The following is a 26,473-nucleotide window of genomic DNA, read 5'->3' as shown; positions in this document are numbered from 1 at the left end:
ACTTCCTATACCACCTGAGTCAAATGAATGAGTGTTCTAGTGTCTACCCTGTCAATTTAACTCAGACATCTGTAATTTATTATTTCAGGTCTTTCATCGCTACGCCGTCCATATCTTCGAACGTCTGGTTCTCACCAGCCATCGCCCAACAGAAGGTGTAATTGCTTGTACCCACACCACTGTGAATGGACCAGCTTGGAGAAATGATTGCCTGGCGATCACGTACAACCAGATGGCGTGTTTCGTTTGGCTCACCCATCATATGGAATACAACACCGTCTTCAGGCAAGTTCCAGTACAAGTATACTTCGGAACGGCGGTTATGGGTATGTGCAGGCATCGTGTTCCACATGTTACCCTTGTCGAGTTCGGTAATGCCCATCACCAACTGACAACTCTGAATTCCACCTTCTCCTTGGTGAATGTAACGATAGATCGTACGCTCATTGGAAGTTTCGATGCTGCCCAGATGATTTGGCTGAGCTTGTTCTTGCGTTGCTTTTACTGTTGGATAGGTGTGATGAGCCGGTGTGGATACAAAATAGAATTGTGCAGGTTGAGCCTTGTCACTGCTTGTGAACACAACTTCCTTCACACCTCTACCGATGTAGAGACATTCCTTCGCTCCAATCTCATAACCTTGTCCGTCCGCTGTCACTGTTCCGTGACCACCGACATTAATGATACCGATTTCACGACGCTCCAGGAAAAAGTTCGTTCCGATATCTTTCAGGTTCACTTCAAGAGTAATGTCCTTGCTCTCAGGTACAGCCGTTCCCACAATATAACGATCCACATGAGAATACACCGTTACCAATTCATCGGTTGCAAACAGTTGCTCCATCAAAAATTCCTCACGCAGGCGAGATGTATCATACGTTTTCACTTCATTGGGATGTGCAGCATAACGATTTTCCATTATTAATCCATTCCTTTCGTCATTTAAATTAGTTGAGATTGAGTTTGAACATGTTCATATAAGTTCATTTTAGTTCATTATGTATCTTTTGTGTACCTTTATTTTCGAAAAACTAATTTATGTGATAATGAGATTAAGACTTTTTTCCAATTTTTATGTATTACGTATTAAGAGAACCTTCCCCTCGATACCCGATTCAGCCGCTGCAATAGCCTGTTGTACATTCGTTAGTTCATACGTCGCCCCAATGTTTGCCATGACAAGCTTCCCTGCTCTGACCAGCTCCATCACCTCATGAAATACCTGTTCCCAGCGTTCTTGCGAACAGCGTTCCACCCAATGCTTTAACCAGAAAAGTTTCACATGAACTTGTGTTCCTCGGGTTACTTCATGCCATAACGGTGTGATCCCCGAAAGCAATCCTACACTGATGACCGTACCATTTGGCTTAAGGCAACTGACCAACTGTTCCCCATCTGTCCCTCCAATACAATCCACGGCTGCATCAGCACCGCACCCCTCTATTAATTCTGCGATTCTAGCCTGGAGCAACTCTTTCGTTGTATTGATAACAGAAACTGCTCCAAAACGATACAGTTCAGCAGTATGACGATCATCTCTCGTAAGCGCAATCAATTTAAATCCATAAATTTTTGAGATCTGTGCAAAGATTCGCCCGATTGCAGATCCCCCTGCATTCACAATCAGGGTATCACCGTACGTAAGCTTAAGCACCTCTGTACAGATCAACCAAGCCGTAACCGGATTAATATATAGCTGAGTGGCTGAGTGATCATCGATATCATTCGGCACGATGATTGTATGACGATCCAAGGTCTTCACGACGTCCTGCCAAGTATTCTCACCTTTTAGCGGCAAGACGCGGCGTCCCAACATTTGATTGGATACTCCCGGCCCTACTGCTTCTACTATCCCCACACCCTCAAACCCGGGAACAGCTGGTAATCGGGTACGATGCGGGTAAGCTCCCCGAACAGGAATGAGATCGGAGGGATTAATAGGCCGAGCAGACATCCTCACTGCTAATTCACCAGGGCCAGGGGGTATCACATCTTTTTCTTCCATACATAACACTTCACTTGGTTCGCCAAAACGATAATAACGGATTATCCTTGCTTTCATTGGTGCATCTCCTAAAATAATTTTGCTGGAATAGCTCTAACTAGGATATTGAATATATTTCCAGAGTGTATAACAATAGTATCAATCGTAAATTATTTCATCAACGACTTATTATGATATAATCCAACTTTTTTTCATTAAAATATGCGATAACTTCTGCTTAGAAACAAAAAAGAGCCTCACAACCTTGAATTCCAAGGTCGTGAAGCTCTTTCAACATATGAATTAATGTGCAACAGCATTGTTAAGCATGATCCAGATCGAACCAATTACGATGGTCATCATAATCAGTAATCCGAAAATAAGAGCCATGACATTCCAGCGTGGTTTCTCTGTTTCACGAATATGCATGAAGAAGAAGAGTTGAACCACAAACTGAAGTGCTGCTGTACCAAGAATCACAATGAGTGTTCCTGTTTTGCCCATCATGTCGTTCAAAACCACCACAAGTGGAATGATTGTCAGTACGACGGACAGAATGAAGCCGATGACATAAGACTTCAGTGAGCCATGTTGTTCATGGCCGTGGGAATCATGTGAGTTGTGCTCTGCCATCTACATCACCCCCATGAGATAGACGATCGACAGGAGGAAGATCCATACGACGTCCAAGAAGTGCCAGTACAAACTGATAACGTTGATTTTACCGCGAGTAACATCAGTAATACCACGTTTTTTCAGTTGGAACATGAGTCCAATCATCCAGATCAGACCAAGCGATACGTGAAGTCCGTGAGTACCCACGAGGGTGAAGAATGCACCAGAAGCAGCACTCGTTGTAAAGCTAAACCCTTCGTGAATCAACTCAATAAACTCATAAACCTCCAGGGCGATAAAGCTTGCACCCAGAACAGCTGTAACAATCAGCCAGTTAATCAATTGTTTCACTTTACCCTGGTTCATTGCTAGAACGGCAAGTCCGCTCGTAAATGAACTTGTGAGCAAGATAAATGTCTCGGCGATAACGCCAGGCATTTTGATCAATTCAGACAAAATCGGTCCGCCCGCCGTATTGTCACGCAACACAATGAAGGTTGCGAACAATACGGAGAACAGGATAACGTCGGAAATCAGGAAGAACCAGAAACCGAGAACTTTCATTTCCTGTGGATCATGATGTCCATGGTCGTGACCATGTGCATGATTCTCACCGTGCTTAGCGGCTGCTTGAGCCATCTATACCGACCCCCTTAACGACGCTTCGGTACGTTTAATTTCGTCGACCGGAATGTAATAATCCGTATCGTATGAGAATGAACGGGCGATCATACAGATCCCTACGCCAGCGAGTCCGAGAATTGCCATCCACAGCCATCCGAAGACAAAGCCGAAACCAGCGATGAACCAGAAGACAGACATGATGAACGGAATTCCAGAGTTCTTCGGCATATGAATCGGCTCAAGCGGTTGCTCTGGCGGATAGATGCCTTTGGCACGACGTTCTTTCTCTTCCCACCACTCATCAATATCATCTCCGCGCGGTGTAACGGCGAAGTTGTATTCAGGAGCTGGTGAAGGAATTGACCACTCCAGTGTACGGCCATCCCATGGATCGGCAGGAGCTTTGAGTGATTTGTATTTGCGAATACCGTCTGCGATTTGTGCAACTTGGAACAGGAATCCGACCCCCATCAGGAATGCCCCGATTGTGGATACGAAGTTCAGTTCCCACCAGCCAGTATCCCAGCCGTATGTGCTCAGACGACGTGTCATACCCATCAGACCGACAGCGTACTGCGGCATGAAGCAGACATAGAAACCAATATTCCAAGTCCAGAATGCCCATTTGCCCAGTTTCTCTTCGAGTTGGAAACCGAACATTTTAGGCCACCAGTAGTACAGACCTGCGAAGTATCCGAAGACAACGCCACCGATCAACACCTGGTGGAAGTGGGCAATCAGGAAGTAACTGTTGTGGAACTGGAAGTCAGCAGGAGCAACGGATAACAGAACGCCTGTCATACCCCCAACAATAAAGCACGGGATAAAGGCAAGTGTCCACATCATCGGAGTCGCCATGCGAATCCTTCCTCGATACATGGTAAACAGCCAGTTGAATATCTTAACCCCTGTTGGAATAGCAATCAACATCGTAGTTACGGCGAAGAATGCATTCACGTCTGCTCCAGAACCCATCGTGAAGAAGTGATGCGCCCATGTGAAGAAGGACAGGAAGCTGATGATCAACATTGCGAATACCATCGACTTGTAGCCAAACAGTTTTTTCCGAGAGAAGGTACTTACAATCTCGGAGAACACACCGAATGCCGGCAAGACGACAATGTATACCTCAGGGTGACCCCACATCCAGATCAAGTTGATATACATCATTGGGTTACCGCCCAGATCAAGTGTGAAGAAGTGCGCCCCGGCAAACCTGTCGAGGAATAACAATGCAAGTGTCACGGTCAAGATCGGGAAAGCAAACAAGATAATGATACAAGTCGAGAATACCGACCATGTGAACATCGGCATTTTCATCCATCTCATGCCTGGCGCACGCATTTTAATGATGGTAACCAGGAAGTTGATACCGGTAGCTAGGGAACCGATACCCGATATCTGAATACCCCATATATAGAAGTTCTGTCCTACCCCAGGGCTGTGCGACAGCTCCGATAGAGGCGGATAACTCAGCCAACCTGCATCCGGTGAACCCCCGATAACGAATGACAGGTTAAACAGCATTGCTCCCAGGAAGAATAACCAGAAGCTCAGTGCATTCAGGAACGGGAACGCAACGTCCCTTGCTCCGATCTGTAATGGCACGATAACGTTAAATAGACCAAACATAAATGGCATCGCCATGAACAGAATCATGATCGTGCCGTGAGTTGTGAAGACCTGATTATAATGCTCAGGATTCAGAAATTCATTGTTAGGCATAGCTAGCTGAAGGCGCATCATTAGCGCATCCACACCACCACGGAATAACATGATAATGGAAGCGATGATATACATGATACCGATCTTTTTGTGATCGACAGTCGTTAACCAGTTACGCCAGAGCCAGCCCCATTTTTTGAAATAAGTTAGCACCGCTACAATAGTAATCATGGTAATTCCGATAGCTACCATCGCACCATAAATGAGCGGATCACCGGTTACGAAAAACTCCGATGCAAACTCTTTAAGTCCCTCTAACATTGGGGGCCTCCTTTCGAATCTTTAGTTAGCACTCTTGTCCTCGTCTTGATTGGACGTATCCGTTGCATTTTGAATGGCTCCAGAAGCTTCTTTTGAAGTTCCATGCTTACTGTGAGCACTTTGACCATCTACAACATACTTGGTCACAATATTTTGGAACAATCCTTCTGGGAAAGCAGAATAATAAGCAACGTTGCTTGTTCCTGGTTCAGCCAGTGCTTTGTAACCTTCTGTAGTCAAAGCTTGAGAACTCTGTTTCACTTCAGCTACCCAATTGTCAAAATCTTCGTCCGATGTAGCATTCACATCAAAACGCATTTCTCCAAAATGCTCACCTGTGAAGTTAGCGCCTGAACCCCAGTACTTGCCTTCATGATCTGCCTGCAGATACAAGGTCATCGCCATACCCGACATCGTATAAATCTGTCCTCCAAGTTGCGGAATCCAGAATGAGTTCATCGGTGAATCCGCAGTGAGTTCAAATTTCACAGGCCGGTCTGCCGGAATATTCAACGTATTAACCGTTGCAATTCCTTGTTCTGGATACATAAACAGCCATTTCCAGTCCAGTGAAGACACTTGGATGGTAATTGGTGCTTTCTCGTGAGCCAACGGCTTCGAAGGTTCCAGAACATAAGTGTAACGAATCGTTACAATTGCAAGTATCCCAATAATAATAATTGGAATGGTCCACCATACAACCTCCGCTTTGGTGCTATGAGCCCAGTTAGGTTCATATGCTGCTTTGTTGTCCGGTTTCTCACGGTAACGCCATACGATTACGGCAGCCAAAATGAGTACTGGCACAATGATGACAGCACACAAAATTGTCGAGATGACAATCAAATCTCTCTGCGAAGCGCCAATTGGCCCCTTCGGATCCAGAACAACGTACTGTCCGCCTGCCAGCATTGGCCAGACAATCAATGCAATTGTAACCAACGTCAGGACAACCGGAATGATAATCCGGATTAGCGACCTAGGTTTCTTGTTCATTTTGATCCCCTCTCCTTAAATTCGCTCATACTGAAAAATCAGTATACTACTCTCTTCCTACTAAAGATATCAGAAATGAACAACTTTTTTGTTCTTGTTAACAAATTTGTCGATTTTACACCTTAAATGTGTGAATTTTTTCTCACAAATCGCTTGCATGCTTGATATTTGTACTTCGTAATCTTTACACATCAAGTCGCAAAATAAAACCCTTTGCAGTCCCGTTGAACAGTGTCAACGAATCCACAAAGGGCTTTATTGACTGGATTCCGGGAACTTATCCAGTCTTATTATGAACGAATTAACGCAGGATTATAATCAATCGGCGCCTTCGTCTTCCCGGCGTGTATGAACAAGGCCAATTGCTTTGGCAATAACGTAAATAAATACACTACCTACAAGGAATCCAATACCAACCATCAAGCCAAGATTACGATCATTAAATTCGTTCAGATTGATCAGACACATGATCACTCCAGTAATGAGTGCGACCCATGCCAGAACTGTCATCGTCAAGACGGCGCGCCGCATATTTTTGTCTTTGCGCTCCAATTGGCTAACCATTGCTGTCTTCGATGCCATAGTAAACACTTCCTTTTCCCTTTTTGTAAGTGCTTTCCTTATACCAATATACCACATCAGTATGATTTTTAGTCAACAAATGTTCAAATTTTCTTCGCAATTTGGACACTTTATTTTAAATTTATCCGTTGACAAAACATTATTCATTTCTTCCTTACTTCTTATAACCCAAAAATAGACTCTTCATAACAGGAACTGCACTTGACCTTACGAAATCTATATGAACTACTCATTTCCAACGGTAAAAATACAAAAAAAAGACGGCGCATTGAAATACTCCAATGTTACCGTCTTTTTCATCTTCAATAAGGGAACCATATATAATGAAGACTGCTTTTCCCTTAAAACCTGCCACCCAAACTATTGGGGATTATGTTCGTTCCGTGTCTCCAACCAATTATTCTTGATGACGTTCTGATACCAGTAATAACTCTCCTTCGGTGTTCTCACGAGTGAACGATAGTCCACATGTACAAGACCAAAACGCATGCGGTAGCCTTCTGCCCACTCGAAATTATCCATCAGTGACCATGCCATGTACCCTTTCAGGTTAATGCCGTCATTAATGATGCGGTGAATTTGAGCCAAATGCTGCTCATAATATGAAATCCGGCGATCATCGTTAATTTTTCCGTTCTCCAGGTCATCGTTGATGCAGGCACCATTCTCTGTGATATATACATCCACATTGCCGTATTTTTGCAAGTAGTGCATAAATTCATACAAACCACGTGATTCCACTGGCCAGCCAATATCAGTTTTGGTGAGGCCCATATCAACTTCTTCCGATTGCAGAGCACCTGCCTCCGGATTGAAGCGATTGATCCCCATCGTGTAATAGTTAATGCCGAGCAGATCGATCGGTTGCGAGATAATCTCCATATCGCCTTCCTGAATGGGCACGGTAGCCCCTGCTTCTGCAAACCAATCCACCATAAACTGCGGATATGAACCTTTGTAGATTGGATCAAGGAACCAATCGGTATTAAGCGCAATGGATCGGTCACACGCAGCTTGGTCCTCAGGAGATTTGCTGTACGGCTCAGCCCAGCATACGTTCGGAGCAATACCAATCTGACCGGTTGTTCCCAAGCGACGGAAGGATTGAACGGCTTTACCGTGAGCAACTAGCAATCCATGAGCAACATTGATTGACGTCTGCAGGTCTTTGTTTCCTGGCGCATGAATCCCGAGAAGGTTTGACAGAAACGCGATGCACCATGGTTCGTTGAATGTCAGCCAGAAGTTGATTTTGCCAGAGAATTCTTTGAAGATCACTTCGGCATATTTCACAAAAGCATCCACAGTTCTGCGGTTGCCCCAGCCCCCGTCATCCTCCAGCGTTTGCGGAAGATCCCAGTGATACAGTGTGAGGAACGGTTCAATTCCAGCCTCGATCAATGCATCCACGAAGCGGTGGTAAAAGTCCAGTCCTTCCCGATTGATCTCCCCATCTCCGTCAGGAATAATACGCGGCCAGGCAATGGAGAACCTGTATGTATTAATCCCGAGTTTCTTCATCAGTTCGATGTCTTCCTCATACCGATGGTAACTATCACACGCTACATCTCCATTATCTCCGTTATATACTTTGCCAGGGGTGCGCGCGAACGTATCCCAGATGGATACCCCGCGTCCACCTTCCTGTGCCGCTCCTTCTATTTGATAGGAAGCTGTTGCTGTACCCCAGCGAAAATCTTGTGGAAATTTAAAAATGGTCATGGTTGGCTCCTCCGTCTCATGATGACACGCGGATCGTCTGTCCTGCGGTCATGGTTAAAATAATTACATAATCGCCCTGAGGCGTAAGCTCTGCCTTGGCTTGTTCATTTCCTTCTACACGCAGCGGATAAGCACTGCGAAGGGTCAGCGAGTCACTTCGATCTGCCTTAATAACCGCTGACACAAGCTTGTTGTCCGTCCACGTTATTGCTACCGTGTAACCACCTCTTGCACGAAGCCCTTCAACACGACCTTGAGTCCAGAGTTCAGGAAGTGCAGGCAGTAAATGTAACTCGTTCAAGTGGCTCTGCACTAACATCTCTGCGATTCCAGCCGTGCCTCCAAAATTACCATCGATCTGGAATGGTGGATGGTCATCAAACAGATTTGGATGTGTGGACCGCGCCAGCAACGTGCGGACAAACTGATGTGCCTGGCTGCTATCCAGCAGTCGTGCATACAGGTTGATCAACCACGCACAGCTCCATCCTGTATGCCCGCCCCCTTGTGAAATACGACGTTCAAGCGATACCCTTGCAGCTTCCACAAGTTCTGGTGTGTGCACTCGATTGATCTGCTCTCCCGGATACAGTCCATACAGATGGGAGACGTGACGATGCCCTGGTTCAGATTCAGCAAAATCTTTAAACCACTCCAGCAATTGTCCTTCGCTTCCAATTCGGAAAGGATAGAGTTTCTCAAGAGCCTCCCCCCACTCGCTCGCCAATGAATCATCTAGATTCAATTGCTTCGCGGCCTCAATACAGTGGCTGAACAGTTCACGAATTAACGTCATATCCATCGTTGAAGCCATGGATATACTGCGTGCCTCCCCAGCATCTGTGAGAAACTTGTTCTCTGGTGAAGTGGATGGAATCGTAACCAGATAACCATCGGGCCCTTCCACCAGCCAATCGAGACAGAACAAGGCGGCCTCTTTCATGATGGGATACGCACGTTCCTCAAGAAAACGCTGATCCCCGGTAAATTGGTAATGCTCCCATAGATGCGAGGTCAACCAGACGCCGCCCATCGGCCAGAAAGCCCAGCTTGCATCTCCACCTGTCGGTGTAGAGGTTCTCCAGATATCCACGTTATGATGGGCAGTCCATCCACGGGCTCCATACAGAATCCGCGCCGTTCTTCGTCCTGTATCACTGAGATCGGTCAGCATATCAAACAGCGGCTCATGACATTCACTGAGATTGCAGACTTCTGCTGGCCAGTAATTCATTTCCGTGTTGATATTGATTGTGTAATCACTATGCCATGGCGGCTCTACCTGATGGTTCCAGATTCCCTGCAGGTTGGCAGGCTGGCTGCCCGGACGTGAACTAGCCATTAACAGATATCTTCCATATTGAAAATACAGTGCCTCCAGTCCAGGGTCTTGTTGCCCTGCCTGATAAGCCTGCAACCGCTCATCTGTAGGTAATTCGGCGTTAGCCGATACCCCTAGATCAATAGAGACTCTGTTAAACAACGCGCTATGATCCTGAATATGTCGTTTACGAAGCGCTTCTGCGCCATGTGTGGTCGCTTTGGAGATCATCTCCTTGCATTCCTCTTCCAATACAAGATGATCCTTCACAGGCAAAACATCATAACTTTCAAAGGACGTAGCTGCTGCCAGATAAAACACAACCTGATCAGCACCCTGAATATGTAACTTGCCTTCCAGATTGGAGACCTTCACCTGATCGCCAGATGCCGTAAATGCTACACGGACAGCATAAGCCGTTCCCCGATCCTCTTCATAGAGGACGGATTCCGGGTGATCTCTGAAGTAATTGGACTCCACATGACTTGGGCACCGACTGAACATGGTTAGAGCATCTCCCGAAGTCTCAACGCGATAAGGATGGGGACTGTCTAGCGTAACACTTACACTCACAGCGCCCTTCTGATCAGCAGTTAATGTGCAGACCATTAGATCATCCAAAGCACTGGAATACACTTCACGTACGTATTGAGTTCCTTCCAATGAGTAGGTTGTGGTTGCAATACCCGATTCCAGATCAAGCTCCCGTTCAAATGCATCATATGAAAGATCATCCAGACCCTCATGGTGCAATAGAAAATGACCCATCGGCTGGTAGGCCTCTACATCACGACCCAGCATTTCACGGTTCAACAAATCCTCAGCTTCACCATACTGCCCAGACATGATCAGCTCTCGCGTCTGCTTCAAATACCGTTGACTGCTGTATTGAATCGTATCCCGTGGAAACCCTGACCATAATGTATCTTCATTGAGCTGAATTCGTTCATCTGCTGCGCTACCGTATACCATACCTCCAAGACGGCCGTTTCCGATGGGCAATGCTTCTTCCCAGCGTTTTGCCGGTTGTCGATACCATAGACGATTGATTTTAGTTTGGTTATTGTGTTGGGACATGAATAGCTCCTGTTCCTAAATCAGCATTATATTTCTTATGTCATAAAACGTTTTCGGTAAGTGCTTACAATAATAAAATTATATGTGATTTCAAAATTTGCGTCAATGCAAATCATCACATCATTACACAAAAAAAGGCCCCATATAGGGCCCTTTCCTTGTGTAACCATGGATCACAGACAATCCATATTATTTTACGTCTTTTCCTGTCCATAGAGAGACACGTTCCTTAACCCAAACCGTAAATTGTTTCTCCATTTCAACTGCACCCGCTTTGTCCAAATCAGCCAGTAAAGCATCATAGGTTGCATCAAAGTTTGCTGGTGTAGTCAGAACAGCTTCCGGAATCCGTTTACGGATGATATCCTGCGTTTTCTGGAACGTTACCTCATAGTCTGTACCGGAAGGTACGGACATGTTATAAGCTGCGCCCCAATCCTTAACTGGCAGATCTTCTTCAGCCGGATAGAACTCTTTCCAAGTCGTAATACCATAAGCTTTCAGCGTTTCTTTCTCTGCAGCCGTGTAACCAGCTACAATCTGCTCAGGGAAGTTGGTTGTGTAGTAGTTATCCGTTGAATCTTTTACACCATCACCGTATCTTGCACTAAATACGTTGTACATCCCAATTCCTGTTTCCTTACTGAAATTAGAGTTGTCATTCGTTTTGCGGTCCTGAACGTCATCTGGAATCACGCGTTTACCATCTTCTACGTTGTAATGTTCACCTTCGATACCCCAGTTTCTCAGAACTTGTCCTTCATCGGAAGCAAGCCAATCCATGAATTTGATGATGCGTACTGGATCTTTGGCCGAAGTTGTAATCCCGATGCCATAACCGTCAAATCCGGCTGGTTGGAACGTGTGATCCACAATCTCATCGTTAAGTGATACAGAGAAGTGAGCGTATGTGGCATCATCCTTACCCGATGATTTTAGCGCGTTCTCCGCTTCTTGATAGTTCCACTCTTGGTCAATCAGACCGAGGACACGGCCACTGGCAATTTTGGACTTGTATTGGTCATCCTTTTGAACAAAGGCATCTTTGTCCAATAGGCCTTCATTGTACATTTTATTCAACCAGCGGAAATATTCTCTTTCCTCTGGACGTTTGTAGTGCAATTTTGCTTCATACGTTTCAGGATCAATGTAATATTCACCATCATCCGGTGCACCTGTTGCCTGGAAAGCCGGGTTCGTTACCGTGATCATGATCTTCCAGTCATCTGCATTCAATGTTAATGGAATGGTTGGCTGGCCATCAATCGTTGGATGTTTTTCGTAATAGGCTCTAAGTACATTCTCGTAATCCTCAAGTGTCTTCACTTCAGGGTATCCAAGCTCTTTCAATACTCTTTGCTGAATTTCGAATCCACCTGTAGCGTCAAACGTAACATTATCAACGCCCATATTGGTTGGAATGGTATAGATCGCTTGATCTTCCAAACTGTATTTCAAACGGTTCATCTGTTCCCCATAGATTTTTTTCAGATTGGGAGCATGCTCTTCAATCAGATCCGTGAGATCCAGCATCGCGCCTGCATCCACAAGTTTGGACAAGTTACCTTTAGGGTAGATCATATCAGGAAAGTCACCACTGGCAGCCATCAGTGCAATCTTCTGGTTACCACCATCGTTTACATCATACTCTGCTTCAATGGTAACGCCTGTTTGCTCCGTAATCTTTTTACCAACAGCATCTTGCATCTTGTTCCAGGTTGGACTAGCATCCGCCCCGAAGAATGTAACTGTGATCGGTTCGGTTCCGCTGGACTCTGAAGTCTCTTTGGTTCCCGAATTCCCGCAACCAGCTGTAACCAACATTGCACTTGCGAGCATCAGCATTGCAAACGTCTTGGGTGTATTGCCTTTCATTTTGCCTCTCATTGTCTAGTTCCCCCTATTATTTATGAAGGTTTTATCTGTATAACAGGCTTTATGCCTGAGGATACCACTTTTTTTGAATGCGCTTTCGGTATCGTTTATTCCGACCTATTTACTGAAGCTGACGTTTAGATTCTGCAAAAAGAAAGATTCTTCTTCTAACAAACGTAAAACGTTTTCGTAAATGGAATAAACCGCTTACTGAAAGTGCTTACATGATAGATTATAGGCTATCCATCACCTCACGTCAACAATAAAAAAAGCCCTTTCTCAAGGGCTCTTTTTGCTATGAAAATCCTTAACTTTAATGCTTGGTTTTCAAGCTTATTTCACATCTTTTCCAGTCCAGAGAGCTACACGTTCTTTGATCCAAACCGTGTATTGTTTCTCCATCTCCACTGCACCCGCTTTGTCGAGTTCAGCCAGAAGACTATCATATACGCTGTCGAAGTTCTCAGGTTTGGCAAGGATCGCCTCTGGAATACGTTTACGTACGATATCCTGTGTTTTCTGGAACGTTACGTTGTAATCCGTGTCAGATGGTACAGGCATGTTGTATGCCGCGCCCCAATCTTTCAGCTTCAGATCATCTTCGGAAGGATAGAAATCTTTCCATGTTGTAATACCATAGGCTTTCAACGTTTCCTTCTCAGCGGCAGTGTAACCTGCTTGGATCTGTTCAGGGAAATTCGTTGTGTAATAATTATCTGTGGCATCTTTCACACCATCACCGTATCTGGCGCTAAATACGTTATACATGCCTATGCCTGATTCTTTGGTAAAAGCAGAGTTATCATTGGTTTTGCGATCTTGTACGTCATCCGGAATGATGCGTTTACCATTCTCTACTTGGTAATGTTGGCCTTCAACACCCCAGTTTCTCAGGACCTGACCTTCCTCGGAAGCAAGCCAATCCATGAATTTGATAATACGTACCGGATCTTTGGCCGAAGTTGTGATTCCGATACCATAACCGTCAAAGCCTGTCGGTTGGAACGTATGATCCACAATATCCTTGTTCAGGGATACGGAGAAGTGGGCATATGTTTTATCGCCACCGTTAGACGATTTCAAAGCATTCTCCGCCTCACCATAGTTCCACTCCTGGTCGATTAAACCAAGTACACGGCCACTGGCAATTTTGGATTTGTATTGGTCATCCTTTTGAACAAATGTATCTTTGTCAAGCAGACCCTCATTGTACATTTTGTTCAACCAACGGAAATATTCCTTTTCTTCAGGGCGTTTGTAGTGTAGAACGGCTTCATAGGTCTCAGGATTAATATAATACTCACCGTCATCCGGTCCACCTGTAGCTTGGAATGCAGGGTTCGTTACCGTAATCATAATTTTCCAGTCATCTGCATTCAATGTTAACGGAATAGTCGGTTGACCATCAATCGTTGGATGTTTTTCATAATACGTTCTCAGTACGTTCTCGTAGTCCTCAAGCGTTTTTACTTCAGGGTAGCCAAGCTCTTTCAACACTCTTTGTTGAATTTCGAATCCGCCCGTAGCGTCAAATGAAACGTTATCTACACCCATATTGGTCGGGATCGTGTAAATAGCTTGATCTTCCAAACTGTATTTCAGACGGTTCATCTGATCACCATAGATTTTTTTCAAGTTGGGAGCATGCTCCTCAATTAGATCGGTCAGGTCCAGCATCGCGCCTGCATCCACAAGCTTAGACAAGTTGCCTTTAGGATAGATAATATCAGGGTAATCACCACTGGCAGCCATCAAAGGAATCTTTTGGTCACCACCATTATTCACATCATACTCAGCTTCGATTGTAACTCCCGTTGCCTTAGTAATCTCTTGACCGACAGCATCCTTCATGTTATTCCAGTTCGGACTCGCGTCTGCACCGAAGAATGTAAAGGTCACTGGACTGGTTGTATCTCCGGAATCAACCGGTTTCTCTGAAGCGTTAGTTCCTCCTCCACTGCCGCTGCATCCTGCTGTAATTGCAAGAGCACTGGCTAACAGAAGCATTGCGAATGTTTTTGGTGTTTTGCCCTTCATGTGTAATCCCCCTTATGGATATTAATGAAGCTGTATATTTGTATAACAGGCTGACCTGCACATACCGTGACCAGATAAAAAAATGTAAATTTCTTGTTTTTATAACATTAGAAGCGTTTTCTGAAAAACAAAAAATGTTCTTCTCTTGCTTTACTTCCTCTTCATTCTGCAAATGTTTACTTTGAGATTCAGGTGTATGACACGTGTTGTACAAGCAAATGTAAGTGCTTTCATACTTGAATAATAATCGCTCCTATATCCCTTGTCAATAGTGAATTTATAAAATTGAAAACGTTTTTTAGAAAACGTTTTAGATAAAAAAAGAACCCAGATATTCTGGGTCCTTTTTGTTTTAGATCTGAATTGCTAAACGTTTATTTAGCCTCTTCACCGCTCCACAATTGAACACGGTTTTGAACGAGTTCTGTATACTGTTTCTCCATATCCTCTGCTCCTGCTTGGTTCACTTCTGCAATCATGCCGTCATAGATCGCATCGAACTGTTCAGGAGTACTCAGAATGGCTTCCGGGATACGTTTCCGAATGATATCCTGTGTTTTCTTGAAGATGACGTTGTAGTTGGAGTCACCTGGTGTTGGCAGATTGTATGCTGCTCCCCATGGTTTGATTGGGAACTCATCTTCACTCGGGAACAGATCTTTCCACGTCGTAGCACCGTAAGCTTTGAGTGTTTCTTTCTCTGCATCGGAATATGCTGCCACGATCTGTTCAGGGAAATTTGTAGTGTAGTAGTTATCCGTTGAATCCTTCACACCGTCTCCATAGTGACCGGACATATTGGTGTACAATCCAATACCCGTTTCTTTCTGGAATACGGCTGCATTATTGGTTTTCTGATCCAGAATGTCGGCAGGAATGACACGTTTGCCGTCCTTCACTTCATACTGTTTGCCCTCAATTCCCCAATTCATCAGCACTTGCCCTTCTTCAGAAGCCAGGTAATCGAAGAATTTGATCGTACGAACCGGGTCAGGATTTGATGTTGTAATCCCTACACCCCAACCCGATACAAAACCAGGGTCTTGGTAGGCATGATCCTTGATATCCTCGGACAGGGTTACTGGAAAGTGTGAATACGTTGCTTCAGTCTTACCAGCGGATTTCAATGCATTTTCTGCATCGGAGTAACCCCAATCCTGGTCAATGACACCCAGAACACGTCCACTTGCAATTTTGGATTTGTATTGGTCTGTTTTCTGGATAAAGCTGTCCTGATCCAGCAATCCAGTGTTGTACATATGGTTCAACCAGCGGAAGTACTCTTTTTCCTCTGGGCGTTTGTAATGGAGACTTGCTTCATACGTCTCTGGATCGATGTAGTATTCACCGTCATCCGGAGCTCCTGTTGCCTGAAAGGCCGGGTTCGTTACGGTAATCATGATTCTCCAATCATCCGCGTCCAGTGTTAACGGGATCGTTGGCTGACCATCAATTGTTGGGTGTTTCTCTTTGTACGCCTTCAATACATTCTCGTAATCCTCAAGTGTACGCACTTCCGGGTATCCGAGTTCTTTTAGTACACGGTGCTGAATGCCAAATCCACCACCTGCATCAAAGTACTTCTGGTCTACCGCATAATACGTTGGCAGCACATAAATAGCCTGATCTTCATTACTGTATTTCAACCGGTCCATGTAATTACCATACAGCTTCTTCAGATTGGGAGCATATTGGTCGATCAGATCTGTCAGATCGAGCATTGCTCCGGCATCCACCAGTTTGCTGAGTTCTCCTTTGGGGGAGACAATATCCGGATAGTCTCCGCTCGCCGCCATTAAGGATATTTTATCTTGACCACCACTAACGGCAAATTCACCGTTAAGGGTTATCCCTGTTTTTTCCGTAAGGACCTTACCTACTTCATCCTTCATGCCATTCCAGTTCGGACTGGGGTCAACGCTGAAGAAATCAAAAGTAAGTGGAGTTGTCTCTGCGCTTGTATCCTTGAACGACGTATCACTGCCGCTTCCTCCACCGCAACCTGCGATTAAAGACATTGCAAGCACTGGTGCCAGTGCAATCTTCATTTTGGAACTTGCCATAATGGTAATCCTCCCTGTTTCATATGTCTGTTTGTCCGGGACTTTTTTGTCCCTGTCTATAGCTTCATGAATACCACACCGCAGCCCTATACGGTGAAGCGCAGACCAAATGGCTGCGCTTCGGGTATCCTGATGCTTCATTTGTAGATGTACGGCCGCTCTATGTGGCAGCCTGTACCCAATTGTTTAACCTTTTACTGCGCCCAGTGTCATACCGCCAACAAAGTACTTCTGAAGGAATGGATATACAATGAGGATTGGAACCGTTACAACGATCGTAATCGCCATTTTAATCGATTCCGGTGAAATCTGTGTCATTTGCTGCGCCATATCATTGGCATTTCGTCCAGCACCTGAGCCCTGCTGTGTACTTTGCAATACTTTCATCAGCTCATATTGGAGCGTGGTCAAATGTGCCTTTGAACCATTATACAGGTACGTATCGAACCACGCGTTCCATTGACCTACAGCCAGGAACAATGCGATGGTAGCAAGCACTGGTTTACACAGTGGCAAGATAATTCTGTAATAGATTGTAAAGTCATTCGCTCCGTCCAGCTTCGCGGATTCCTGCAATGAGTATGGCAGGCCATCAATGAATGAACGGATGATGAACACGTTAAATGCACTGATCATGCCAGGCAATACATATACCCAAAATGTACCGATCAGGTTCAAGTCACGCATCAGAATGTACACCGGAATCAGACCACCGGAGAAATACATCGTGAGCGCGAGCGTTGTGGAAACAAATTTTCTAAGTCCAAAATCAGGTCTGCTCAGTGTAAAGGCGATCATGGATGAACTGATCAATCCGAGCACGGTACCTACAAGTGTACGCAGAATGGAGATCTGCAAACCTTGTAACAATCCATCATATTGAAAAATCGTTTTGTAGTTCTGTAATGTGAATTCGCGAGGCCACAGGTAAATTCCGCCACGTACTGTATCTGTCGAGTTATTGAGTGAGATGGCTAGTACGTTAAGGAATGGATAAAGTGTTACAACCAGCACCATGGTCATCGCGAGGATGTTGAATATATCGAACAGTTTATCGCCCCGAGTAGCATTGAATGCTTTGTTCGCCATAATGTCGTCCCCTCCCTACATGATGCTTTCTTTTGTGAATTTTTTGAACAAGCCGTTCGCAGTAAACAGAAGGATGATACTGACAACGGAGTTGAATATACCTATGGCTGTACCATACGAGAATCGTCCCATATTCAAACCATAATTGAGCGCGTATAGATCAAGTACTTCCGAGTAGTCTGTGACCAGACTGTTGCCAAGCAAGAACTGCTTCTCGAAACCGATACTGATAAGATGTCCAATTGACATGATGAAAAGTACGGAAATCGTGGTCCGTATGCCAGGCAGCGTAATATGCCACATCTGTCTCCAGCGGTTGGCTCCATCCACACGGGAAGCTTCATACAGCTCATTGTCGATACCTGTAATCGCCGCCAGATAGATGATGGCATTCCAACCGGTTTCCTTCCACATATCTGAAGCGGTTACAATGTACCAGAACAAGTTCCCCTTGGCCATAAATTGGATCGGCTGATCGATAATGTTCAGTCCTACCAATAGATCATTGATAATCCCTCCATCGGTGGAGAGCATCTTCGTAATGATCCCGGCTACAACAACCCAGGATACAAAGTGAGGCAGATATGATACCGTTTGCACGGCACGTTTGAAGAACATGCCTCTCATTTCATTCAGGAGAATAGCGAAGAATATCGGTACGATAAAACCGACAACCAGTCCCATCAAGCTCATTGCAAGCGTATTACGAAGTACCAGATAGAAACGATCATCACTGAACAGCTCTACAAAGTGTTTAAAACCAACCCACTCTTGATCACCAAACGACCTGGCAGGTTTATAATTTTGGAAAGCCATCGTCCATCCCCATAGTGGCAGATAGTTAAATACGAAAACCCAAGCTACGAATGGCAATGACATGAGATAGAGATATTTCTGCTGTTTCATTCTGTCCCAAATTCCGTTCCGCCGATTCTTTAAAGGCGGTTTGGGGTCACTGCTTCTGTTCGCGGAAGCGGATTTTTTTGTTAGCGTTTCCATCTCCGTTCCCCCTCCTCTGTTTTATAAAATAATCATACTCGATAGAGCGTTTTCAAAATACCATCTGGATTTTAGAGAAAATCATATAAAAATTAGATATAGACATATATAATCAGACATTAATTCGTTAAAATCAGTGATAAATTCTACTTTTAAATGATATTAAAGTAATATTAAGGTTAAAAACTATCTAAAATGGTAAATTTCGAAAACGTTTTATAGTAATCGTTTACTTTGACCACATGGCATACAAAAAGGACCCTTTCGGGTCCCTCTGATTACAATGTAAACTGAATGGTTTGCAGTTTAACGATGCCGAGTAATTGCGCTACGGATATGGAGGTTGCTGGACGGAATTGATCTCCATTCAAATACGCAAGTATCTCCTGAAATAAGTAGGCGGCTTCCGGACGCTTCATTAAAGCCAGGTCAGCAAACGGAAGTGAGGATATCAAAATCTTGCCCTTTCCTACTTTTGCCTCAAAGGCATAAGCGAGTCGTTTGGCCCGATGGAAATGGTCCACCACTTCGACCAGCGGTTCCACCCCGGGCAACGTATCCAAACATATCGCTGGTGTCCCGTTCACCAAGTGATACCAATGCCAGTCCGAAGCTCCATCATGCGGGAAGGAGCCTAGTAGTGCTAGCTGTTTTCTCAAATACATGCCCATCGTTGCACCAGGCTGTGTAGCAAACATCAGGTAATTCCAGAATACAGGCAGATACTTGGTCTCCACTGAATCATATAACCCTTCTGCGGTTGGCTGTAGCCAAACACTCCCCCCGTTGACCACATAATCAACGACATTGGGTGTTAACGACTGAACGATAACCAAGTCAATCTCCCGATTTTTCAACAACTGAAATCCATCGATGCGATCTACGCAATCATCATGCGCTTCACCCAGAAATGGCCTCAACTCTGCCACGGTATTCCAGAACCGATTCGAACCCGGATGAGACCGATAAAAAGGAAACGACCAGCCATGCCATACATTCGCTACAGTTCTGTCCAAATCGCCTGATATCAACTCCGCTTCGATCCGAAAAGCTGCTGCTCCTTCATGAGGAGCGGTAGCGACGATGCTTCCCAGTGACATGACCGACCCACATTGGATATCTCCGGTCTTCCATGCCCCTTCAGTAAATATCATATCATCGCTTATTAACTTCCACTGAATGACTGCTTCCTCAAGCGGCTCCTTACCGTAGTGAGAGATGCGTACATCGACATGAATAGGTTCTCCGGCGTAAAATGTACGCTCCTTGCAGCTTAACAATAGCACCACGTCTGCGTTGAAACGCATGAATTCTTCTGGAGTTGTAACGCCTTTGTCATCCCAAAATACATCCAGAATGCCCGTCGTAGCATGTCCCTGCCCTGGAAAATCACGAATGTCCAGAAGCTGTACGCCCGCAGCGTCCGGTGTTCGCCGAATCCGCTCCATGGCTTCTTTTAAGGAACGTACCAGATGGGTACCACTGACCTGTTGAAAATGCTCCAGGTCCTCCATCATGCCTTTGTTTGTTAACGATTCTTCGATCGGTCGTAACCAACTAGGACGCAATACGCCAGTATACTTGGCTCGCTCTTGGGGCCGCACATACATGGTGTACTGTGCATGTTCGTGTCCAATGACGGGATGCTCCGCAAGGCGGGTGACTGCATGATAATCCAGTGTGGTATCCGGTACAGCAGAATATGCGGATTCCAACGGGGGATGCCAGTTCAACGATTGAATATAATAATCACCTTCCCGCCCTTGCGCCGGAAGCTGTCCAAAACCTGTATTGTCCGTATATAAGCGGGTCGGGTCCATATCCCTTGCTCTAGATACCCATGCATTGAGTTCAGGGTGGCCATTCGGACCAATGAGTTCATTCCCCATGGAGAACATGACAAATGAAGGATGTCTATGCAGCGACTGAAGCAACCCGTCCAGTTCTTGTGTCAGATAGGACAATACTTCAGCTGGCGCAGACTGATTCGATTGCTCAAAGAAACGAGACCAATGTGGAAGTTCTGCCTGCACCAGCATGCCAGCTTCATCAGCCGCGTCCCAGAAAGGCTCAGGCGCGCTCCACCCATGCAGACGGACGTGGTTGAAGCCGTATGTTCTGGCGATTCGAAACTGCTGAAGATAATGTTCCTTATCCCACACAGGATAACCTGTCAGTGGAAAGATACAACAATCGACGTACCCGCGCAGATACACCGGTGTTCCATTCAATTCAAGCTGCTTCCCGTTTGTTGCAAAGGACCGAACACCAAATGATTGCTCCAGCCGATCCAATTCCTGCTCACCGTCATGCAGACGGATCACTGCCTTGTATAATTCGGGGGATTCATCCGACCATCTTGCAATAGATTTCCCTGTACCAAGTTCCAATCGCCACTGATCTATTACAGCGTTGATTTCAGTTAAACCTGCTGAGCTTATATCCACATGTGATGGATCACTCAGATTCACATTACAACTATATCGATCAAGCCATTTGCCATCCGGATGCTGGATATCCACATGTAATTGCATCGGTCTAGCGGATTCTTTTGCGGGAGCGCTTACAGTACAATCAACGAGAATGGTTCCATTCTCAGCATCTGGTTGAATACGTAACGTCTGTAATCGGCATGGGGGCAGACTGTCCAAATAAACACCACCTGTGATTCCACCCCAGGCTGTGGCCGTATGCAATGAATGAATATGGCTACCCGCCAGCGGAAGTTTCATCGTATTATCCACGCGGATCTCCACCCGATTCACTTCTCCCTGCTTCACCAGAGAGGTAACATCCCACTTCTGTTGATTCACCAGACTATCCTGCTGCCCGGCATACTGTCCATTGATCCAGAGATTCGTTGTCCATCGGACACCTTCCAATCTGAATACATAGTGGCCTCCGGGATCGTCTGATGGAACATGAACATCCTGAGCATACCAGGCTGAGCCTTCATACTCGCGTACCTTGGTCCAGGTATCAAGCCTTTCGTATTCAGGCTCATCTCCGTATCCTTGCTCTTCCCATGAACCGGGAATCTGAATGGTCTCCCATGATGTATTTTCACACTGTGAAGGCGGTAATATCTCTTGCTCAACGAGTTTATCGGACTCCAGATCCAAACAAAACTGCCATGTTCCATTTAAGTTCAATGTATGACGTACAGCGCCTATATCAGACAAGTTCATATCGTATAGCCATCCCTTCATCTGGATTCTTGTAAATCCAGTCTAAAATGTGAAACACTCCGTGACCATTGCTTATCATGGGATGTGCATGGACAATATGATGAATCTGGAAATTTCTCAGCAATACCGAAAACGTTTTACACAATAGACAGGGACAAAGCCCAGCACTCTATACTTATTCCTCGTTTATATCCTTAGCCGTTCCTTTAATTGATGATTGGGTTCTGGCCTGTTTGTAAGCGGAAGGGGATTCCCCTACATACTTCTTGAACTTACCGTGAAAATAGTCCACATTAGCATATCCCACTCTCGCCGCGACCTGATGGACCTTCAGTCCTTCGTCCAGCAATTCTTTGGCCTTTTCCATACGAACCTTGTCCAGAAATGCATTGAAATACTCTCCAGTATGATTCTTGAACAACTTACCCAAGTAACTGCTGTTATAATTAAACACTTCTGCCAGTACTTCAAGCTTGAGATTCTCGCCAGGGTTACGCTGGATAAATTCAATCATCTGTTTCAATACAGTATCCTTGCTTCCCCCACCCATACGTTGAATAAGTCGATTCAAATGTTCCGACGCCATGACTTTGAGATCAGACATCGTAAATTGATGATAGACTTCATTAATCAGAACCGAATGTTCTTGCATAATGGAGTGCATATGTTGATTCGTCGCTGCAAGCTTGTTGAACGCCAGGGAAAATACCTGTGAGAACGCCGTCTTGATCGCTTGCTCTGTTCGGTGATATGGAACCAGGCGCTCTTCCATCTCACCCAGCACCCGCATAACGGACTCACTACTGCGGATGTCTAACGCATAATACAGCTTGTCCGCGAGTTCGTCTTCAACTGGCTCATGTGTTCCGTCCACAGCTTCAACTGCCGGCTTAACAACGCCTTTGCCTTCGCTACCTTCAGTCCACAGCATGATGCGCTTCTCCGTGAACAAGAAGCGTTCACCAAGTGTACGATTCGCCTGCGTGTATGACCGCGCAATTTCAGAAGTGGAGTGTACGGGTTCACCCACAGCACCATACATGTGGACCTCCCATTCTCCCAGAAGCCCTTCCAGCTCATCATAAAGAATTCTTGCAGATGACTCAGATGTGATTGTTTCCTTGCTTAACAACCCCAGACCGGAATGGAACGAGAATACGATGCCTCGGTCTTTCTGGTCAAATGCTTCAATCAGTTTGCGTTTCATAACACTTCCCCGTTGCAGGTCGGGGGCCGCATGCATCTCAAGCAGAATAATCTGATAGTGAGGCCAGTGCAGCCCCAGGCTGTCTTCTTCCATGCTGCCCGCACCTTCCAAACTGTCAAAGAGCAAAGCCTCAATCTGGTGCTCCAGATAGACAGTATCTTCACCAGCTTGACGTGCCATTGTCTCCTGTTCACGGGTCAGGATCGTAGCAATCCGCTCCAGTTCACTAATCATCTCATCTTCATCCACCGGTTTGAGCAGATAACCGTCCACACCAAAACTGATGGCTTTTTTGGCATAATCAAAATCGGCATAACCGCTCAATATCAAAAAGTGCGAATCCGGATGATTCCGGCGCACTTCTTCAATCACATCCAGCCCGGTCATACCGGGCATGCGAATATCAATAATCGTCAGATCAGGCTCCAATTCCTCAAACCGGGAGATGGCCTCACGCCCGCTGGCAGCTGTAGCGATGACCTGGAATCCGTATTTTTCCCACTCGATAATGGTTGTCAGTCCCTCACGTATGCTCGGTTCGTCATCCACCAAAAACACTTTATACATGTTGGTCCCCTCCTGCTGGCAAAGTGAAAGAAACCTCTGTTCCTTCCCCATATACACTCGTAATCTGTAATCCATATGGCTCCCCGTACGTCAATGTTAAACGTTGGTGTACATTACGCATGCCGATCCGACTCTTCTCCTGTTCCTCCGGACCACAGATAAACTGCATCACCTCAGCCAGTCGTTCTGGCGTTATGCCTGCACCATTGTCATCCACACGGATCTGCACAATGTTCTCTACTAAACGAATACTTATATGAACACGGACTGTACCCTCTTTGTTCTCCAGACCATGGACAATCGCATTCTCAACCAAGGGTTGAATAATCAAAGGCGGAATGTACATCTTCTCCACCTCGGGATCGATATGGATCTGGAATGCAAGGCGGTCGCCGTAACGAAATTTCTGAATTTCCAAATAGGAACGTACCATTTCAAGTTCAGCCTGGAAGGTTGTTTTTCCACTGCCAATCTCCAGACTCTTGCGCATCAGCTTGCCCAACAGCCTGACGATGTTGGCAATCTCTGCTTCTCCCTTAATATGCGCTTTCATCCGAATGGACTCCAGTGCATTAAACAAGAAATGGGGATTGATCTGACTCGCCATCATTTTCAGTTTAATCTCTTTTTGGGCGATTTCCAATTGATTGTTCTGTTCGGTCGCTTCTACCACCTGCGTCATGAGTTCATTGATACTTTTCACCATATAGTTGAACTGTCGTGACAGTTGTCCAATCTCATCGTTTCCATCAATCCGTGAAGTCACGTTCAGGTCTCCTAATGCCAGCTTGTTGAGGTGTTTACTCAGCCGGAGCAATCGGTTCGAAGTGAGGAACGAGATGATATATACGAATAGTAGGGCAATGACCAGCACCAGTATAATAAAAATCATGCCGATCAAGCTGACCGTGTTGGCGTCCTTGACTATATTTTTGGTGGCAAAAACCGAAATCACCTTCAGGCTGTTCATACTCGATCCAGGGCCTAACTCATCAATAACAATATTAGATGGTTCCCCCCGGAAATCACCTTCTATGGTGCCTTTCGCCTGATTCTGCAGATCAACGCCAAAATCAAGCTCATCCAGCGTTTTACCCACCAGCTCAGTATTCTTGGCTGCAACCACATACCCCTGCTCGTCCGTAATCATCGTCTCGAACTGTTCCTGACGCAACAATCCATTCAGCTCATCCTGATTGATCACAATCATCAACACACCCTCTGTCCGATACTCGGCAAAAGGTACTTTGCGCACCAGGCTGAGCTTGTGTACAGGATTATCTTCCTTGTCCGGAATGTAGAACCACCCGATGCTGGTTGTTTTCAGTGCCTGTTGGTACCAATAACTCTCTTCAGTCTGCTTGTCTACCGGGATGAATTCGAGGTTGTTGATCAATGTTGGGTTAGTTGAGTAAAAACGAATGCCGGCTATCTCACGGTACAAACGCCTGTACTCCTGAAAGTCTTTGTATGCAAGATACGCTGAGGTTAGCTCCACAACGCTCTTGTACCGCTTATTCACAATCTCCTTGAGATCCGCATTAAACATTAAAAGATTGGATATATCGGTGGGTACACGCAGCATGGTTGCCGTCTGGCTCTTGATCTTGTCCACATTGATGATCGTCTGTCCTATTGCATTGTCCAGGGCTTGCTGGCGAAAATAACTGGTCACAGCAAGACCCACAATCAGGACCGGAATCATGACAACCAGTACATAAGAAATGAGCAATTTATGCTTTAATTTGAGATTATTAGTGGTTCGTATCAGCCTTTTCAACATGTCTGCACCTTCCGTCATCTGTATAAGCGCTTACATATAAACAGCAGGATCAGGATGTTCTGTCCTTAGAATTAATCATACCACATAACCGTCAGAATTCGGATTGTCATTGCAATGGGTACTATACTGCCATGCAACAAATCAGCCTAACCTCTAACAAAAGAGGCACTCCCACGATTGGAAGTGCCTGCTTAGTATAGAATCTGTTCGTTTGTTATTAAGGACGAGGTGTACTTACCCCATTGAGGATCAGTTTAGGATGAATATCGGCGTTCAGCGAAGCGGAAACTGCACAATATTTTTCCTCAGCCATCTGGATGGCTTTCCAAATGCGATAATCCGGGATATCCCCATCGACTTTGAAGATCAGATCAATGGATGTGAAGCCTTTGGGCATCTCTTCACTGCGTGTGCCCTGCGCTTCAATCTCAATCGATTCAATTTTGTCCAGAAAAGCGTCCAGAATCATCGTAATATCGATTCCCATACAGCCCCCGAGACCCGCCAGTAACAATTCCATCGGGGTCGCCCCCTTGCTGTCACCACCATAAGCAGCAGTGGCATCCATGCCAACAGCGTAGCCAGAGGGTCCTTCGGAAGTAAACGCGCGTTTGCCTTTCCATACAGTTGTTACATTCATGATGTTATCCTTCTTTCTCAGAATAGGTTAATTTCAAGCGAAAAAGGTTTGCACTTGCCACTCCGATGACAGAATAACCTTCCGATCGCTGTTATCCCCAGATTTTTTGATTCCCTTC

Annotated in this window: 18 protein-coding genes; all 18 read right to left on the bottom strand. The window is 45.4% G+C overall.

Annotation, left to right across the window (positions count from 1 at the left end; genetic code table 11):
* Positions 1 to 79: 79 nt before the first annotated feature.
* The 18 genes from kduI to IFU39_RS26345 all read right to left on the bottom strand — a co-directional run bounded on the left by kduI (position 80) and on the right by IFU39_RS26345 (position 26,355).
* Complete coding sequence (gene kduI / locus IFU39_RS26430; protein ID WP_036606918.1) at positions 80 to 919, bottom strand: 5-dehydro-4-deoxy-D-glucuronate isomerase; 840 nt, start codon at positions 917 to 919, stop codon at positions 80 to 82.
* 153 nt (positions 920 to 1,072) lie between these two features.
* On the bottom strand, positions 1,073 to 2,062 hold the full coding sequence (locus tag IFU39_RS26425; protein ID WP_192135776.1) for a zinc-dependent alcohol dehydrogenase family protein: 990 nt from the start codon (positions 2,060 to 2,062) through the stop codon (positions 1,073 to 1,075).
* A gap of 225 nt (positions 2,063 to 2,287) precedes the next feature.
* Positions 2,288 to 2,617: a cytochrome o ubiquinol oxidase subunit IV gene (cyoD, locus tag IFU39_RS26420; protein ID WP_091019256.1), complete on the bottom strand. Its 330-nt coding sequence runs from the start codon at positions 2,615 to 2,617 to the stop codon at positions 2,288 to 2,290.
* Entirely contained in the window at positions 2,618 to 3,238 is a 621-nt protein-coding gene (gene cyoC / locus IFU39_RS26415; RefSeq protein WP_192135775.1) for a cytochrome o ubiquinol oxidase subunit III, read from the bottom strand.
* The gene (locus IFU39_RS26410; protein ID WP_076212762.1) at positions 3,239 to 5,209 is read right to left on the bottom strand and encodes a cbb3-type cytochrome c oxidase subunit I; all 1,971 of its coding nucleotides are present in this window, start codon (positions 5,207 to 5,209) and stop codon (positions 3,239 to 3,241) included.
* A 21-nt stretch (positions 5,210 to 5,230) separates the two neighbouring features.
* A complete protein-coding gene (gene cyoA, locus IFU39_RS26405) occupies positions 5,231 to 6,205 on the bottom strand; it encodes a ubiquinol oxidase subunit II (protein ID WP_036606906.1) in 975 nt (324 codons plus the stop codon).
* A 318-nt stretch (positions 6,206 to 6,523) separates the two neighbouring features.
* Positions 6,524 to 6,787, bottom strand: coding sequence for a hypothetical protein (locus IFU39_RS26400; RefSeq protein ID WP_036606904.1), 264 nt, complete (start codon positions 6,785 to 6,787; stop codon positions 6,524 to 6,526).
* A 360-nt stretch (positions 6,788 to 7,147) separates the two neighbouring features.
* Positions 7,148 to 8,509: a GH1 family beta-glucosidase gene (locus tag IFU39_RS26395; protein ID WP_091019252.1), complete on the bottom strand. Its 1,362-nt coding sequence runs from the start codon at positions 8,507 to 8,509 to the stop codon at positions 7,148 to 7,150.
* A gap of 16 nt (positions 8,510 to 8,525) precedes the next feature.
* Positions 8,526 to 10,907 carry a glycoside hydrolase family 95 protein gene (locus IFU39_RS26390; RefSeq protein WP_192135773.1) on the bottom strand — a complete coding sequence of 794 codons (2,382 nt, stop codon included), beginning with the start codon at positions 10,905 to 10,907 and terminating at the stop codon, positions 8,526 to 8,528.
* 189 nt (positions 10,908 to 11,096) lie between these two features.
* Complete coding sequence (locus IFU39_RS26385) at positions 11,097 to 12,794, bottom strand: ABC transporter substrate-binding protein (protein WP_017692217.1); 1,698 nt, start codon at positions 12,792 to 12,794, stop codon at positions 11,097 to 11,099.
* Between the two features lie 321 nt (positions 12,795 to 13,115).
* Positions 13,116 to 14,819, bottom strand: coding sequence for an ABC transporter substrate-binding protein (locus IFU39_RS26380; protein ID WP_192135771.1), 1,704 nt, complete (start codon positions 14,817 to 14,819; stop codon positions 13,116 to 13,118).
* Between the two features lie 374 nt (positions 14,820 to 15,193).
* Complete coding sequence (locus IFU39_RS26375) at positions 15,194 to 16,882, bottom strand: ABC transporter substrate-binding protein (RefSeq protein ID WP_192135769.1); 1,689 nt, start codon at positions 16,880 to 16,882, stop codon at positions 15,194 to 15,196.
* Positions 16,883 to 17,068: 186 nt separating this feature from the next.
* On the bottom strand, positions 17,069 to 17,971 hold the full coding sequence (locus IFU39_RS26370) for a carbohydrate ABC transporter permease (protein ID WP_036606894.1): 903 nt from the start codon (positions 17,969 to 17,971) through the stop codon (positions 17,069 to 17,071).
* Positions 17,972 to 17,986: 15 nt separating this feature from the next.
* Entirely contained in the window at positions 17,987 to 18,970 is a 984-nt protein-coding gene (locus IFU39_RS26365; RefSeq protein ID WP_036606891.1) for an ABC transporter permease, read from the bottom strand.
* A gap of 278 nt (positions 18,971 to 19,248) precedes the next feature.
* A complete protein-coding gene (locus tag IFU39_RS26360) occupies positions 19,249 to 22,158 on the bottom strand; it encodes a glycoside hydrolase family 2 protein (protein ID WP_192135767.1) in 2,910 nt (969 codons plus the stop codon).
* A gap of 175 nt (positions 22,159 to 22,333) precedes the next feature.
* A complete protein-coding gene (locus IFU39_RS26355) occupies positions 22,334 to 23,932 on the bottom strand; it encodes a response regulator transcription factor (protein WP_192135765.1) in 1,599 nt (532 codons plus the stop codon).
* Entirely contained in the window at positions 23,925 to 25,715 is a 1,791-nt protein-coding gene (locus IFU39_RS26350; RefSeq protein WP_192135763.1) for a sensor histidine kinase, read from the bottom strand. Before IFU39_RS26350 ends, IFU39_RS26355 begins: the two co-directional genes overlap by 8 nt.
* 217 nt (positions 25,716 to 25,932) lie before the next feature.
* A complete protein-coding gene (locus tag IFU39_RS26345) occupies positions 25,933 to 26,355 on the bottom strand; it encodes an OsmC family protein (protein WP_017692209.1) in 423 nt (140 codons plus the stop codon).
* Positions 26,356 to 26,473 lie beyond the last annotated feature (118 nt).

The organism is Paenibacillus sp. CFBP 13594 (assembly GCF_014842675.1).
Lineage (GTDB): Bacteria > Bacillota > Bacilli > Paenibacillales > Paenibacillaceae > Paenibacillus > Paenibacillus amylolyticus_B.
This window is presented reverse-complemented; position numbering and strand designations above follow the sequence as displayed.

What these genes read in the sequence shown, in the direction of transcription:
- IFU39_RS26400 (WP_036606904.1), bottom strand. Translation starts at nt 6,787, where the DNA reads ATGGCATCGAAGACAGCAATGGTTAGCCAATTGGAGCGCAAAGACAAA.
- IFU39_RS26365 (WP_036606891.1), bottom strand. Translation starts at nt 18,970, where the DNA reads ATGGAAACGCTAACAAAAAAATCCGCTTCCGCGAACAGAAGCAGTGAC.
- IFU39_RS26425 (WP_192135776.1), bottom strand. Translation starts at nt 2,062, where the DNA reads ATGAAAGCAAGGATAATCCGTTATTATCGTTTTGGCGAACCAAGTGAA.
- kduI (WP_036606918.1), bottom strand. Translation starts at nt 919, where the DNA reads ATGGAAAATCGTTATGCTGCACATCCCAATGAAGTGAAAACGTATGAT.
- IFU39_RS26375 (WP_192135769.1), bottom strand. Translation starts at nt 16,882, where the DNA reads ATGGCAAGTTCCAAAATGAAGATTGCACTGGCACCAGTGCTTGCAATG.
- IFU39_RS26360 (WP_192135767.1), bottom strand. Translation starts at nt 22,158, where the DNA reads ATGAACTTGTCTGATATAGGCGCTGTACGTCATACATTGAACTTAAAT.
- IFU39_RS26410 (WP_076212762.1), bottom strand. Translation starts at nt 5,209, where the DNA reads ATGTTAGAGGGACTTAAAGAGTTTGCATCGGAGTTTTTCGTAACCGGT.
- IFU39_RS26345 (WP_017692209.1), bottom strand. Translation starts at nt 26,355, where the DNA reads ATGAATGTAACAACTGTATGGAAAGGCAAACGCGCGTTTACTTCCGAA.
- IFU39_RS26355 (WP_192135765.1), bottom strand. Translation starts at nt 23,932, where the DNA reads ATGTATAAAGTGTTTTTGGTGGATGACGAACCGAGCATACGTGAGGGA.
- cyoC (WP_192135775.1), bottom strand. Translation starts at nt 3,238, where the DNA reads ATGGCTCAAGCAGCCGCTAAGCACGGTGAGAATCATGCACATGGTCAC.
- IFU39_RS26385 (WP_017692217.1), bottom strand. Translation starts at nt 12,794, where the DNA reads ATGAGAGGCAAAATGAAAGGCAATACACCCAAGACGTTTGCAATGCTG.
- IFU39_RS26370 (WP_036606894.1), bottom strand. Translation starts at nt 17,971, where the DNA reads ATGGCGAACAAAGCATTCAATGCTACTCGGGGCGATAAACTGTTCGAT.
- cyoA (WP_036606906.1), bottom strand. Translation starts at nt 6,205, where the DNA reads ATGAACAAGAAACCTAGGTCGCTAATCCGGATTATCATTCCGGTTGTC.
- cyoD (WP_091019256.1), bottom strand. Translation starts at nt 2,617, where the DNA reads ATGGCAGAGCACAACTCACATGATTCCCACGGCCATGAACAACATGGC.
- IFU39_RS26395 (WP_091019252.1), bottom strand. Translation starts at nt 8,509, where the DNA reads ATGACCATTTTTAAATTTCCACAAGATTTTCGCTGGGGTACAGCAACA.
- IFU39_RS26380 (WP_192135771.1), bottom strand. Translation starts at nt 14,819, where the DNA reads ATGAAGGGCAAAACACCAAAAACATTCGCAATGCTTCTGTTAGCCAGT.
- IFU39_RS26350 (WP_192135763.1), bottom strand. Translation starts at nt 25,715, where the DNA reads ATGTTGAAAAGGCTGATACGAACCACTAATAATCTCAAATTAAAGCAT.
- IFU39_RS26390 (WP_192135773.1), bottom strand. Translation starts at nt 10,907, where the DNA reads ATGTCCCAACACAATAACCAAACTAAAATCAATCGTCTATGGTATCGA.